Raw genomic sequence first — 13,767 nt, forward strand, 5'->3', positions numbered from 1 at the left:
CGACAAACCGGTTCGATGTCGTTTACTTTGTTGCATAAGCGCTTAGTAAAACAGGGCGCCAGATGCAGCATGCGCAAGGTATGAACGCAAGATGTTCGGCGCAATACATGCAGTGCGGCATACGCAATGTCTGAGTCGAAGGAGACAGGCCGGGCTTGCCCCGGCGAAGGAAAGGACAATCAATGTCGATAGGAAAATCCATCAAAACCGTCCTCGCGGGTGTGCTCGCGGTGGGCTGCCTGGCCTCGGTGGCCGCATGCGGCCCCGGTTCGTCCGGGTCCGGCGCGAATGCCAAGTCGGAGCCGGTGAGCACTGATCTGGGCAGCACCAAGTACGAGCTGAGGCTCTGGGACGGCGCCGGGCTCAAGAAGTTCGACGATCAGCTCATCGCCGCCTTCCAGAAGAAGCACCCGAACATCACCATCAAGGCCACGTACGATCCCGACAACACCTCGCAGCAGAACGGCCCGCGCGTCATCTCCGCCGCCGACACCCCGGACATCGCCCGCGTCACCGACATCAACTCCGCTGTGCGCGGCAAGCACCTGGTCAACCTCGATCCCTATGCCAAGGCGTATGGGTGGAAGCTGCCCGATGCGCAGACCGAGTCCTACCGGGTCGGCTCCGACGGCAAGATCGGCTCCGGCAGCCTGTACGCGGTGCCTGATGGCGTTTCCATGACCGGCCTGTACTGGAACAAGAAAATCGCCAAGCAGCTGGGCATCAACGAAGCCCCGGCCACTGTCGAGGAGCTTGAGGCCGACATGAAGAAGGCCACCGACGCGGGCGTGCTCGCGATGATGATGCCCGCCAAGGAAGGCGGCACTTCGTACATCTACCAAGCGCTGCTCACGAACTATGAGGGCCGCGACAAGGTCCAGGACTGGATCGTGCAGAAGGACGGGGCCACCTTCAAGACCCCCGGCGCGGTGAAGGCCGCCGAGAAGATCAAGCAGTGGCAGGATGCGCACTACTTCTCCTCGGATGCGCTCGCGCTCGATGGGTCCACCGCGCTGAGTCGTTTCAGCGACGGCAAGGCGCTGTTCTTCCCCTCCGGTAGCTGGTACTCGGATTCCATCAACACGGCCCTGGGCCAGGATTCCGGCTGGGTGGCCTACCCCGGTGAGAAGAGCGACTCCGGTTCCGCCGCGGCCAACGCCGTCAGCGCCTTCGGCATCCCCGCCAACGCCAAGAACAAGAACGCCGCCGCGGCGTTCCTCGACTTCCTGCAGAGCGACACAGCGCGTCAGATCGCGGTCGACAACGGCTATCCGCCGATCGGCGAGGGCGCGGCCCCCAAGACCGACAATCAGCTGCTCGGCCAGATCCTCACCGCCTATCAGGGGCTGGTCAAGTCGGGCAACACCACCGATTACATCAACAACGCGACCGCCGGCATCCAGGCCAGCGCCATCGTCCCCGGCTTCCAGTCGCTGATCGACGGCACGATGAAGCCGCAGCAGTTCGTGGACTCCATCCAGGCGCAGTACGACAAGGAAGTCAAGTAGCTTTCAAGCTGCTGATTTCCGCGCCGATGCGCATCGTCGGGCGAGGCACACGCTGCCTCGCCCGGTTTCCCTATGAGTTGGCTTATGCGCTCGCCCGTGGTTTTCGGAGATTCCATGAGCAGCTCGTACGCAGTGTGATCAATGTGCAGTGTGGTCGCAACCGATCAACACGCAGCGTCTTTAAAGCAGTGTCTTTTAAAAAGTGTGGTGAATACCTTTATGAATAACCATCAATCCGCCCGCGCAGGCGAGTCCGGCGAGGCAGCGCCGGTCGTCGTGCATAAGCCGAAGCGCAAGATGCCGCTGGGCTTGGTCAGTCTGCTGTTCCTGCTTCCGGCCTTCGCGTTCTACGCGATCTTCGAGCTGGGGCCGATCATCCAGACGATCTGGTACTCGCTCTATGACTGGAACGGCATCGACGAAAGCACCTTCGTCGGCCTGCGCAACTACGCCACTGTCTTCACCGATCCCGAGCTGTACGGTTCGATTCTGCATGCCTTCTGGCTCATCATCTTCTTCTCGATCATCCCCATCGTGCTGGGCCTGATCACCGCCGTGCTCATCAAGGACATGAAGTCCAAGGTCGGCCGCTCCTTCTCGCAGGTATGCCTGTTCCTGCCACGCGTCATTCCGGGCGCCGCGGCCGGCGTCGCCTGGACTTGGATGCTCGCCGACAAGGGCACCGCCAACCAGCTGCTGCGTGCGGTCGGTCTGGGCGGCGCGGCGCATGTGTGGCTGGGCGACCAGTCCACGTCATTGAACGCCGTGGGCGTGATCGGCTTCTGGCTGCAGCTCGGCTTCTGCGTCGTGCTGCTGCTTTCGGGCATCGGCGGCATCGACCAGTCGCTGTACGAGGCGGCGAGCCTTGACGGAGCCGGCTGGTGGCGTCAGCTGTTCAGCATCACCATCCCCGGCCTGCGCGGGCAGATCGGCGTATGCCTGACGATGACCATCGTCTCCGCGCTCGCCAGCTTCGACGTGGTCTACATGTCGACCCAAGGCGGCCCGGGCACCTCCACGATGGTCCCTGGCGTGCAGGTCTACCGGCTGGCCTTCACCCAGCAAAGCGTCGGCCTGGCTTCGGCCCTCGCCGTCGCGCTGATGGTGCTGGTGCTGCTGGTCGTCGGGCCGGTGCAGCGTCTGGTCAACGGAAAGGAGCGCTGAACTCATGAAGCAAGGTAAATCAGTTCAAGTCCTGGGCACGGTGATGCTCGCCCTGACCATCATCTTCTGCATTCTGCCGTTCCTGAGCATGTTCTCCGCGGCGGTTCAGCCGCAGGGCTCGACGCCTGAGGGCATCCAGTTCACCGCGCATCCGCATTGGGAGAATTTCGTGGACGCGTGGAATATGGCGAACATCACGCCGCTCCTGATCAGCAGCACGATACTCGTGATCGTGGTCGTGCCATGCGTGGTCATCTTCTGCTCGCTCGGCGGCTACGCCTTCGCCCAGCTGCGCGTGCCGTTCAAGGGCCTGTTCTACATGCTGTTCGTCGTCGGCCTGACGATTCCGTTCGAAACGCTCGTCACGCCGCTGTACTACGAGATCAGCGGCATGGGGCTGCTGAATACGCGGCTGGCGCTGATGCCGCCGCTGATCGGCCTGAATATTCCCTTCGGCATCCTGTGGATGCGCTCCTGCTTCGAGCAGATGCCGCGCGACCTGATCGAGGACGCGTCGATCGACGGCGCAGGCTACCTGCGCACCTTGCGCTCGATCCAGCTGCCGCTGGCGCTGCCCTCCATCTCCTCGCTCGGCATCCTCACCTTCTTGGCCACCTGGAACCAGTTCCTGCTGGCCGTGGTCTTGGAGAACGACCCGAACAAGCGCACGATGGCAGGCGCGCTGCAGGCCTTCGTCGGCCAGTATCAGACCGATGTGGTGCTGCTCAACGCCGGTGCGCTGCTCATCATGGCCCCGACGATGATCCTGTTCGTCTTCCTGCAACGCTACTTCATCCGCGCCATGCTGGCCGGACCCGTCAAGGGGTGAGTTGATTCATGGCCGAAATCCGCAACGGCGCCGATTGGTGGAGGAACGCAGTCATCTACCAGATCTATCCGCGTTCTTTTCAGGACGCGAACGGGGATGGCGAAGGCGACCTGCAAGGCGTATGCGACAAGCTTGACTATCTGCGCTCGCTGGGCGTGGACGCCATCTGGCTTTCGCCCTTCTACCCGTCGCCGTTGGCGGATGGCGGCTACGATGTCGCCGACTATCGCGGCGTCGACCCCCGATTCGGCACGATGGCGCAGTTCGACGCGCTGGTCGCCGCAGCTCATGCCGCCGGCATCCGCGTGCTCGTCGACATCGTGCCGAACCACACCTCCGACCGCCATCCTTGGTTCCAAGCCGCGCTTGCGGCGCAGCCGGGGTCGCCTGAGCGCGACCGGTACGTCTTCCGACGCGGAAAAGGCGAGCATGGCGAGCTGCCGCCCACCAACTGGCTGAGCAACTTCGGCGGCTCCGCCTGGCAGCCCTGCGGCGACGGCTGGTATTACCTGCATCTGTTCGCGCGTGAGCAGCCTGACCTGAACTGGGACAACCCCGAGGTGCGTACCGAATTCCTCGACATCCTGAAATTCTGGTGCGACAAAGGCGTTGATGGCTTCCGCGTCGATGTCTCGCACGGCCTGGCGAAGGACCTGCGCGATCCGCTGCGCGACCGCATCAATCCCATGGTGATGTCGCCCGAGGCCAGCGACGGCTCGGATCCGTTGTGGGATCGCGACGCGGTGCATGAGATATACCGAGGCTGGCGCGAGCTGCTCGATCGGTATTCGCCGCCCAAATACGCAGTGGGCGAGTCTTGGACGCCTTTCACCGAACGCGTGTTCCAGTATGCGCAGCAAGACGAGCTGGGAGCGGTGTTCGATTTTTCGCTGTCGAAGGCAGCCTGGGATTGCAGCGAATACCGTACTGCTATCGATCGTACGTATCGGTATGCGATGCAGGCCGGCACGGCCCCGACCTGGGTCTTGGGCAATCACGATGTGCCGCGCATAGCATCGCGTCTTGGCTTGCCGAAAGGCGCGGACATCGAGGCATGGGTCACTTCGAATGGCACGGTCCCGCCAATCGATCCGGCTCTCGCACGCCGTCGCGCTCGCGCAGCCGCCTTGGTGATGCTGGGTCTGCCCGGTACCGCGTTCATCTATCAGGGCGAAGAGCTCGGGCTTCCTAAGGATTTCGACCTTGCGCCCGAGGAGATACAAGACCCCAACTGGCAGCGTTCCTCTCATCGTTTCAAGGGCCGCGATGGTTGCCGTGTGCCATTGGCATGGGATGCGTCGGCCCCGGCATTCGGTTTCAACCAAACGGGAGCCGCCTGGCTGCCGCAGCCCTCGTGGTTCGCTGATTATGCGGCTGACGCACAGGAGCATGAATCGGATTCCGCGCTTTCGATGTATCGCAAGGCCATCGCGCTGCGGCGGCAATGGGTGGGCAAAGACGGCGAGCAAGGGTTCCAATGGGCTGGCGACGCCGCGAACCCACGCGTGCTTTCCTGGCGGCTGCCCTCGGGCATGATGGTGCTGGCCAACTTCTCGGATGATGAGCCTGCGCCGCTGCCACAGGGTTATACGGTGGTGCTTTCCTCCGACGCGAACAAGGCAGGCGGGTCAGGCGATCTGGATGAAGCCGAGAACGTGCCGGTGCCGGCGTGCACTACGGTGTGGTGCGTGCCGGATCATGCGAGTTGGGCGGTACATGTGAACGAGGTCGCCGAACTGTTTCGATGAGCGGTGCCGTGCGATACCGCTCGCTGTGCGATATGGTGCACAGTTGCAATAGGCATTGTTGTAATAAGCGCTGTGTAACTGTGTAATAGACAGTGCGTAATAAACGCTGTGCAAGAGCGCCGTGTGATGCCATGCGTCGCACGCTATCTCGTGACGTGCGACGTTCGTGCTGAGCGCCGCGCTTACCATGCATTATGACCACTATCTTGCACCGCATCTCTACAGCTGAAAGGAACAGGCATTGAACGATACGCCTATGACCACGCCCGATCGCCCAATCGTTGTTCGCGGCGCGGTGGCTCATGTCCGTTCCGGCGTCGCGGCCTACGGCGGGAATCCCGCAAGCTTCGACCGGCCGCTGCCGGCCGGTGCAGTTGCCGTGGTTCCGCAGACCGTCGGGACGCTGGACTCTTCTCATCGCTCTCAGGGCGTGGCCGATGTTGGCGCGTGCAGCGGCTTGAATGGCGGCAGCATGGATATCGGGCATGCTGCTCATGCCGATAATGCCGGCACTGCCGGCAGCGTTCATGACGACAGCGTCAAAGATGGCGGTGCGCATCGCAGCTCGGCGTCGGCGCGGCCCGCGCTCTGGCGCATCGACGTATCCGCCGAGCTGACGCAGCCGGAAGGTCGTGCCGCAGCTTTCCAAGAGCAGGACACCTTCGAGCCTGATTGCTCGTTGAGCGTGGCATTGGATGCGACTTCATCGTTGGAAGGCAACGCGCTTCCGGGCGGCGATATTCTGGCGCTGTATCAGCATAAGGAATGGTGGATGCGCCCCACGTGGCGCGACTCGTTGGATGGACTTCCCGCCCGCACGCAGATGGCGCTTTGGCGCGGCGGCGATAGGCTCTGGCGCGTCCTCGTGATGGCATGCGACGGCGATATGCGCGCGGACTTGTGCAGCCGGGACGGCCGGCTGTGTCTTCAGATGTCCACCAACTGCGCCGGGCGTATCGCGCTGCATGGCGTCGCCGGGTATGCGGCCGTGGGCGCGGATCCGTATGAAGCCATACACGCATGTGCGCAGGCCACCGCACAGCAGCTGGGGATTCGGATGCGGCCTCAGCGGCCATTTCCCGAGGCGCTAACCGGGCTGGGATGGTGCACATGGGATTCGCTCGGCCAGGATGTGGACGAGGCGTCCATCATCGCCAAAATGGAGGAATTCAAGGAGCAGCGGGTGCCGATCTCCTGGGTGCTCATCGACGACGGCTGGTCGAATGTCGACCGCGAATCCCAGCGATTGGCGGCCTTCGAGGCTGATCGGGCACGTTTCCCGAAGGGCATCGGGCACACCGCGCAGTTGCTCAAATCACGCTACGGCGTGCGCAGCGTCGGCGTATGGCAGGCCTTCCAGGGCTATTGGGCCGGCATAGACCCGCGTGGAGGCGCAGCCGCCGCAGCGGGCGACGCACTGTCCGCCACGGCGAACGGCTGCCTGATACCAAGTGAACGCGCCGATCGCTCGTATCGTTTCTGGGACGCGTGGGACCGCGCGCTGCGTGCGGCCGGCATCGATTTCGTCAAAGTCGACTCCCAAAGCTCGACCACGGCGATGACGCGCGGTGTACAGGGTTACGGGCAGGCCACTTGGGGACGCCATGCCGGATTGGATGCCGTGGCGGCGCAGCAATTCGACGGTGCGCTGATCAACTGCATGGGGATGGCCCCGGAGAACTACTGGCATCGCCCCACCTCGCCCGTCACGCGTACAAGCGACGACTACTTGCCGCACGAGCCGCAATCCTTGGCCGAGCATGTGATGCAGAACGCCTATTGCGCACTGCTGATGGGCGAGCTGTACCACTGCGATTGGGATATGTTCTGGACACGTCACCCTCATGCCCGCGTCCACGCCGCGCTGCGGGCGCTGAGCGGCGGGCCGGTGTACTGCTCCGACGCCTTGGGCCGCACCGATCCGGCGGTATTGCGCGGCATCGCGCTTGCTGATGGAACGGTGCCGCGCCCCGATGACGCATGCCGGCCGCTTCCCGGCTCGCTGCTGGAAGACCCCACGCTCTCGCTGCAGGCGTTGGGCGTCGCCAACCGTTTCGGTCGCTGGCAGGTCATGGTGTTCATCGGGCTGCGTCCCGGCGGCAAGCAGGTGGCCGTCGTGGAAGCGCAAGCCGCTAGCCGCTGGGTGGTAGACCTCGACGGTCGGCGGGCGGTGCGCCTGAATCCCGGCGAAGCTGTGTCGTATGACATCGATTACGGGCAGATGAAAACGCTGTATGGTATTGACGCCTTTGACGTTGCTGATTCCGTTGGCGGACTTGGCGGCTGTGAAGGCTTCGATGCCGCGACTCGCGATTGCGTCGACGGCTGCGGCGCTGTCGACGGCGCGGCTGGAGACGCGCAATCAATCGGCATCGAACCGCTGGGTCTGATTGATGTGCTCGGTGCCCCCGCAACGGTTCTCGCCTGCAAGCGCAACGACGGCAGCAGGAGTGACGATGACAGGCGCGGTCGCGATGGCAGACACGACGGCAGCTGCAACGGCATAGCGAATCCTGCCGCACTGACGGTGACCTTGGCTCAGCCGGGAACGTTCGCTTTCCTGGATCCCGAGCGCCGCTGCACGGCTGTGCAATTAGACGACGGCAGCAATCTGGCGTACGAACGCCACGGTGCGCTCTGCGTGGTGCCCGATTCGCCCGCTACTTCGCTGACGCTCTGCCTGTAAAGCACGTCAATGCCGCGAGCCTGACAAGTCGACAACCGTCCTTACTGCCCCGTACTGGTCAGATTCCCGCATTTCAGGCGTCATAACGCACGAATCCGACCAGTATCGGCCAGCCGACTCCGGCGCGGCTCGCGGCCAGCCGTCATTCAGCCCCGCGTGGTCTCCCCGAGCCGCAGCTGCACGGGCACCAACGCACTTTGCGGGCGTACGTCCGGGCGTTCTTCGGTGCCGTCCTCTCCCGGGGAAGCGGGAGCAGCGGCGCCGTCTCGTCGCATCGCGCCGGATGACTGGCCCGATGTTGCGGCGCGGGTGGCCTTCCCGGTCTCGCTCTTCCCGATTTCCGCGATGATGCGCTCGCTGGCGAGTTTGGCTATCATCGCGAAATCCTGTCGAATGGCCGTAATCCGCATTCCTGCGGCATCAGCCAGGTAGGAGCCGTCATAAGCGATGATCTGCAGTTCGTCGGGGATGCGCCGGCCGCGGCGCAACGCCTCCTGAATGCAGTATGCGGCGCTGACATCCGAACCCACGATGGCATCGACATCCGGGAATCGCTCGAAGATCTCGTGCGCTATGCGCGGGTAGCCTTGCACATCGTAGACTTCGCCGACTTCGATGTAATCATAGCGAATCGCGGCCTGGCTCAGCTCTCGCTCCAAGGTCAGGTAATAGCGCACTGTGGGGAACGTGGTGTCGACGCTGTCAGAGCCGTTGCTGGCGCCGGAGACGGAAGCGCCAACGCCTGCTTTCGCGCGGATCTGCCTCGACTGCCCGGCCTGCGTGGACTGACTCAGCTGAGTCAGCTGTGAATCCTGTGAATCCTGTGAACCTTGCGAGTCCTGTGGGCTTCGCGACCCCTGCGCAGGAAGATCATGGAACTGGCTGCGCGGCCCGCCGATGCTCACCACGTGCCGTGCGCCGGTGCGGATGAGCTGCTGCACGATGAGCTGCCCGCCGTGGACGTGGTCCGAGCCGATCGAGGGGATGCCAGCGCCGAGGTACCGGTCGAAGGCGACGACCGGACGGCCGATCGACGTCCAGTAGTCCGGGGCGTGCGAGGTGTGCGCGGCCATGATGATGCCGTCCATCATGTGGCGCTGCAGCATATCGACGTATTCGGTCTCGCCGGCTTCGGTGTCTGCTTGCGAGCACAGTAGCGTGCGATACCCTTTCCCGGCCAGCTCATGCTGCAGCGCGGCGGCCAGCGTGGAGAAGAAGGGATGGGTTATGGTCGGCACGATGACGCCGATCATATCGGTGCGGTCACGGTAGAAGTTGCGGGCGAGCTCGTTGGGGATGTAGTCGAGCTTCTTCATGGCGGCGGCCACTCGGTCGCGCATGTCGTGCGACACATATCCGGTGTCGTTCACAACCAGTGAGACCGTGCTGAGCGAGACTCCCGCCTCCTTGGCAACATCCCGCATCCCAACCATGCCGAGTCCTTTCTCGTAAGGCCGTCGCGCGGTCGTTGCATGACGAACCACCTACCCAAGAGTCTAGTCATGAAGCGTGCCGATTAATCGCCGGTGTGCCGGTCGAGCGCCGCCGACCGCCTCTTATCCGTCGTTCCCGCTTTAACTTCGCAGTCAGCGAACTCCCAGAGAAGACGCCGAGCGTGCAGCGGCGAGGTGATTTCAATGCTATGACGCTTCCAGCCGTATCCACTGCAGATCCCGTGCAATCATTGGCATGACTGCCGTTCCCTTAATCGTTTCGCCGCCCGCAGCATACCCGCGATATGAATTCCGGTCGTCCGCTGCAGGCCGTGACGGGGCGCAGAACAAGGGAAGATTCAAGCTTTCCGCGAGTTCGATATGATATAGCTGAAAAAGGAAAGACGAGGGCGGGAAACTCCCGCCTTTCGAGTCGGCTGGGTACCAGCGTTGTTTTGATTCTTTTGCCGGCGGAAAACGGAGATATCATGCCACGTCTCATCATCGTCTCTAATAGGTTGCCGATGTCGCTGGACGCTCAGGAGGACGGCTCCTATTCGCTTAAACAGAATGTCGGCGGCCTCGCCACGGCTATCGGACCATATCATCGCTCGCATCATGACTGCCTGTGGGTCGGGTGGAGCGGGGAGGACCCGGCTGAGCATACGGAAGAGGAAATCGAGGCAATGCGGTCCACTTACGAGGAGAACCGCTGCGTGCCGCTCTTCCTGAGCGCCGAACAGGTCTCTGGTTTCTATGCAGGATTCTCCAACAACACCCTATGGCCGCTGCTGCACGATTTTTCGCACGAAGCCGTGTTCGACCCCAATACCTGGGAGACTTACAGCCAGGTCAATCAGCTCTTCGCCGACGCCCTCGCCCCCTTGATTCACAAGGGCGACACGGTGTGGGTGCAGGACTATCACCTGATGCTGCTGCCCAACATGCTGCGCCAGCGCTTCAGCGACATCTCCATCGGCTGGTTCCTGCATGTGCCCTTCCCCAGCCCGGAGATATTCCGCTCGCTGCCCCAGAGCCGCGACATCCTCAGAGGCGTGCTTGGCGCGGACCTGCTGGGCTTCCATACCGTGGACTTTGTAGAGAACTTCAAATCCTGCGTGCAGCAGCTGCTGGATATCGAGGTGGATGAGGCCGGGCGCGTCGCCGTGGATGAGAGCCACACAGCGACCATCGACGCGTTCCCGATCGGCATCGACTACAACCTCTATCGCCGCACGACCAGTTCGAGCCTGGCTCGGGCCATGCGCCGCGGCATCGAAGAGCAGAGCGGCAAGCGGCCAGGGCGCCGCTACAACACCTCGCTGAGCGCGGAAAGCTCTGCCGCTGAGGAAGCTGCGAGAAAGAGCGGCTCCTGGTGGAGCCATCACGTGCACGAGGAGCTGCCCGAGCTCACGCTGGCCCAGTCGGCGCTGTTCGGCAAGGACAGCAAGCCCAACAAGGTCGTCGTCTCCGTCGACCGGCTCGATTACACGAAGGGCCTGCCTGAGCGCCTGCGAGCCTTCGAGCGGCTGCTCGAGAAATATCCCGAATGGACCGGCCACGTAACCTACTATTTGCTTGCTACTCCTTCGCGCGGGGATGTCGAAACCTATCGGCGGCTCAAGCAGCAGGTCGATCAGTTGGTCGGGAAGATCAACGGCCGCTTTTCGATGCTTGCGTGGACGCCGATTCATTACATCACGCGCTCGCTGCCTATCAAGCCGGTCTGCGGCATCTATGCGGCGGGAGACGTGGCGCTGGTGACTCCGCTGCGCGATGGCATGAATCTGGTAGCCAAGGAGTATCTGGCCTGCCATGATGGGCGCGAGGGCGCGCTGGTGCTTTCCGACATGTGCGGAGCGGCCAAGGAGCTTACCGAGGCCTTCATCGTCAATCCGTACGATATCGAGATGACCTGCGAGGCCTTGCACGATGCCTTGGAAATCAGCCCGGAGGAATCGACCCGCCGCAATCGCGCGATGCAGGCACGCATCAAGGCCCGCACAGCCGGCACTTGGTGCGCTGGGTTCCTCGACGCATTGCTGCAGGTCTCCGACCCTGGACTCGACGACAAGCGGCTGCGCATGGATCAGCGCAATGCCTTGCTCGAACAGTGGGCCAAGGCCGACCGCAAGCTGCTGCTATGCGACTACGACGGCACGCTCACCCCTTTGGTGCGCGACCCGAACCACGCCCGTCCGACCTTGGAATTGCGTGCGCTGCTCAGCCGCATCGGCACCGAACCCGGCGTGGATCTGGCGATTGTCTCAGGCCGTAGCCATGCGATCATGGATCAGTGGTTCGGCGAACTGCCAGTGAGTCTCGTGGCCGAGCATGGCGCGTGGCGCAACGACTACAATCCGAAGGGCCGTACATGGGTCCGCTCCGAGAATATGCCTGATCCTGAGGACTGGCAGCCCAAGATCGAAGCCATGATGCAGGAATCGGTCAATCGAGTGCCGAGGTCCTTCATCGAGCACAAAGCCGACGCGCTCGCTTGGCATTACCGCGCCAGCAGTCAGCGTTCGGCGCAACGCGAGCATGACCGCCTGATACGCGATCTACGCGAGACGTGTGGCGGCATGGGACTGATGGTTATGGAGAACTCCAAAATCATCGAGGTCTGCCCGCTCACGACGAGCAAGGGCCACGCCGTAAGCCCTTGGGTGTCCAGCGGCGACTACGACTTCATGCTCGCCGTCGGCGATGACGCCACCGATGAGACGATGTTCGCAGCGATGCCGGAAGCCGCCTGGACGCTTAAAGTCGGCACCGGCATGACCAAGGCCCGCTCCCGCATCGCCAGCGCGACCGCCCTGCACCGTCTGTTCGGCTATCTGATCGCCGAATCCGAGGCCGGGAAGGCAGAGAGGGGCAAGTAGTGACTCGCACTTTTTTGACCCGCGTCGAAAAAGTGCGAGCCTCGCGCGATAATGACCTGTATGAACAATGATGAAGTCCAGCAGTTCCTGGCGCGCGATCACGCGGCCGAATTGAGAAAAGCCTCCGAGCGGCTCGAAGGCACCGCGAAGCACACGGCCATCATCGACTCTCCGGTGCTGTCGGCCATGACGGGGCACCGCGTGCTCCTCAAGCCCGAGAACCTTCAGGTCACCGGGTCCTTCAAGATTCGCGGGGCCTACAACAAGATCGCCTCGCTCTCGCAAGCTGAGCTCGATCACGGCATCGTGACCGCATCCGCCGGCAATCACGCGCAGGGCGTGGCCTATGCGGCCCGCGAGCGTGGAGCCAAGGCCACCATAGTGATGCCGCGCACCACGCCGCCGCTCAAAGTCGACGCCACGAAGGCGTACGGGGCCGAGGTAGTGCTGCACGGCGACGTCTTCGACGATGCGGCGGCTTACGCGGCCCAGTTGAGCCGGGATGACGGCATGGTGTTCGTGCCGCCCTTCGACGACTATGAGGTGCTGTGCGGCCAAGGCACTATCGGCATGGAGATTCTGCAGGATGTGCCCGACGTCACCGATGTCGTGGTTCCGCTGGGCGGCGGCGGGCTGGGCGCTGGCGTGGCGCTTGCGATCAAGACTTTCCGCCCGCAGGTGCGGGTCATCGGCGCGATTCCGGAGGGTTCGCCCGCGTTCAAGGACTCGTTCACGGCTGGTTACGTCGTGCCGGCCGGCCAGGTCGTCACCTCGGCTGAGGGCGTTGCGGTCAAGCGCCCCGGCGATCTCACTTTCGCGCTGCTCAATGAGCTTATGGACGATCTGGTGACGGTCAGCGAGCGGGACATCAACGAGATGATCCTGCTCATGCTCGAAAAGCACAAGCTCGTCATCGAAGCCGCCGGAGCGGTGTCCCTCGCCGCGCTCGAACACCTCAACCTGCATTCGCGTGTCTTTGCAGCAGCGCAAGAGCCCCATGTCATCGTGCCGATCATGTCGGGAGGCAACATCGACACGGTCACCATGGGCGCCGTCATCCAGAAGGGCATGATTGCGCGCGGACGCATCATGAACTTCGAAGTGGAGCTGCCCGATACCCCCGGCCAGCTGGTCAAGGTGGCCACCGTGCTGGCCGATGCGCGTGCGAACGTCATCGCCCTCGACCATGACCAGTTCAAAGCCTCGGGCCATTACACGAATGCCGTGTCCTTGGGCGTCACCGTGGAGACGAACGGCCCCGACCACATCGATGCGGTCCTCAAGGCCTTGCGCGTCGCTGGCTTCCAGCCCAAGCGCATCTACTGAAGCCGGCCCATCTGTCTGGATCAGCAGGCGTGGGTGACCGCCGGATACTCGCGGATACTCGTAGTTTCGCTACGCAAACTGGTGAATTTGCGTAGCGAAACTACGAGGACTGTCTCTTTCTTGTGCATCGTTACACAAACGACCTTGTATGCGTGACAGATGTACTGGAGAACTGCTGCTTTCTCGTAGTC

General features: G+C 62.9%; 8 protein-coding genes. 7 read left to right on the forward strand and 1 reads right to left on the reverse strand.

Features of this window, described 5'->3' with window-relative positions; genetic code table 11:
• Positions 1 to 182 precede the first annotated feature (182 nt).
• The 5 genes from BISU_RS05190 to BISU_RS11590 all read left to right on the forward strand — a co-directional run bounded on the left by BISU_RS05190 (position 183) and on the right by BISU_RS11590 (position 7,935).
• Positions 183 to 1,508 (forward strand): ABC transporter substrate-binding protein, encoded by a 1,326-nt coding sequence (locus BISU_RS05190; protein WP_024464404.1) that lies wholly within the window; start codon positions 183 to 185, stop codon positions 1,506 to 1,508.
• 297 nt (positions 1,509 to 1,805) lie between these two features.
• Positions 1,806 to 2,672, forward strand: coding sequence for a carbohydrate ABC transporter permease (locus BISU_RS05195; RefSeq protein ID WP_033503258.1), 867 nt, complete (start codon positions 1,806 to 1,808; stop codon positions 2,670 to 2,672).
• A gap of 4 nt (positions 2,673 to 2,676) precedes the next feature.
• On the forward strand, positions 2,677 to 3,501 hold the full coding sequence (locus BISU_RS05200; protein WP_024464402.1) for a carbohydrate ABC transporter permease: 825 nt from the start codon (positions 2,677 to 2,679) through the stop codon (positions 3,499 to 3,501).
• Positions 3,502 to 3,509: 8 nt separating this feature from the next.
• Entirely contained in the window at positions 3,510 to 5,249 is a 1,740-nt protein-coding gene (locus BISU_RS05205; RefSeq protein WP_024464401.1) for a glycoside hydrolase family 13 protein, read from the forward strand.
• Between the two features lie 241 nt (positions 5,250 to 5,490).
• Positions 5,491 to 7,935: a Sip1-related alpha-galactosidase gene (locus BISU_RS11590; protein ID WP_152599264.1), complete on the forward strand. Its 2,445-nt coding sequence runs from the start codon at positions 5,491 to 5,493 to the stop codon at positions 7,933 to 7,935.
• Positions 7,936 to 8,081: 146 nt separating this feature from the next.
• Here the strand turns inward: BISU_RS11590 and BISU_RS05215 are convergent, their stop codons facing one another.
• Complete coding sequence (locus BISU_RS05215) at positions 8,082 to 9,368, reverse strand: LacI family DNA-binding transcriptional regulator (RefSeq protein WP_024464399.1); 1,287 nt, start codon at positions 9,366 to 9,368, stop codon at positions 8,082 to 8,084.
• A 488-nt stretch (positions 9,369 to 9,856) separates the two neighbouring features.
• Here BISU_RS05215 and BISU_RS05220 point away from each other — a divergent pair, with 488 nt between their 5' ends.
• Both BISU_RS05220 and ilvA read left to right on the forward strand, forming a co-directional pair.
• Positions 9,857 to 12,250, forward strand: coding sequence for a bifunctional alpha,alpha-trehalose-phosphate synthase (UDP-forming)/trehalose-phosphatase (locus tag BISU_RS05220; protein WP_024464398.1), 2,394 nt, complete (start codon positions 9,857 to 9,859; stop codon positions 12,248 to 12,250).
• A gap of 60 nt (positions 12,251 to 12,310) precedes the next feature.
• Positions 12,311 to 13,576, forward strand: a complete 1,266-nt coding sequence (gene ilvA / locus BISU_RS05225) for a threonine ammonia-lyase (protein ID WP_024464397.1) — start codon at positions 12,311 to 12,313, stop codon at positions 13,574 to 13,576.
• Positions 13,577 to 13,767 lie beyond the last annotated feature (191 nt).

Origin of the sequence: Bifidobacterium subtile (assembly GCF_000741775.1) — a bacterium.
Taxonomy (GTDB): domain Bacteria; phylum Actinomycetota; class Actinomycetes; order Actinomycetales; family Bifidobacteriaceae; genus Bifidobacterium; species Bifidobacterium subtile.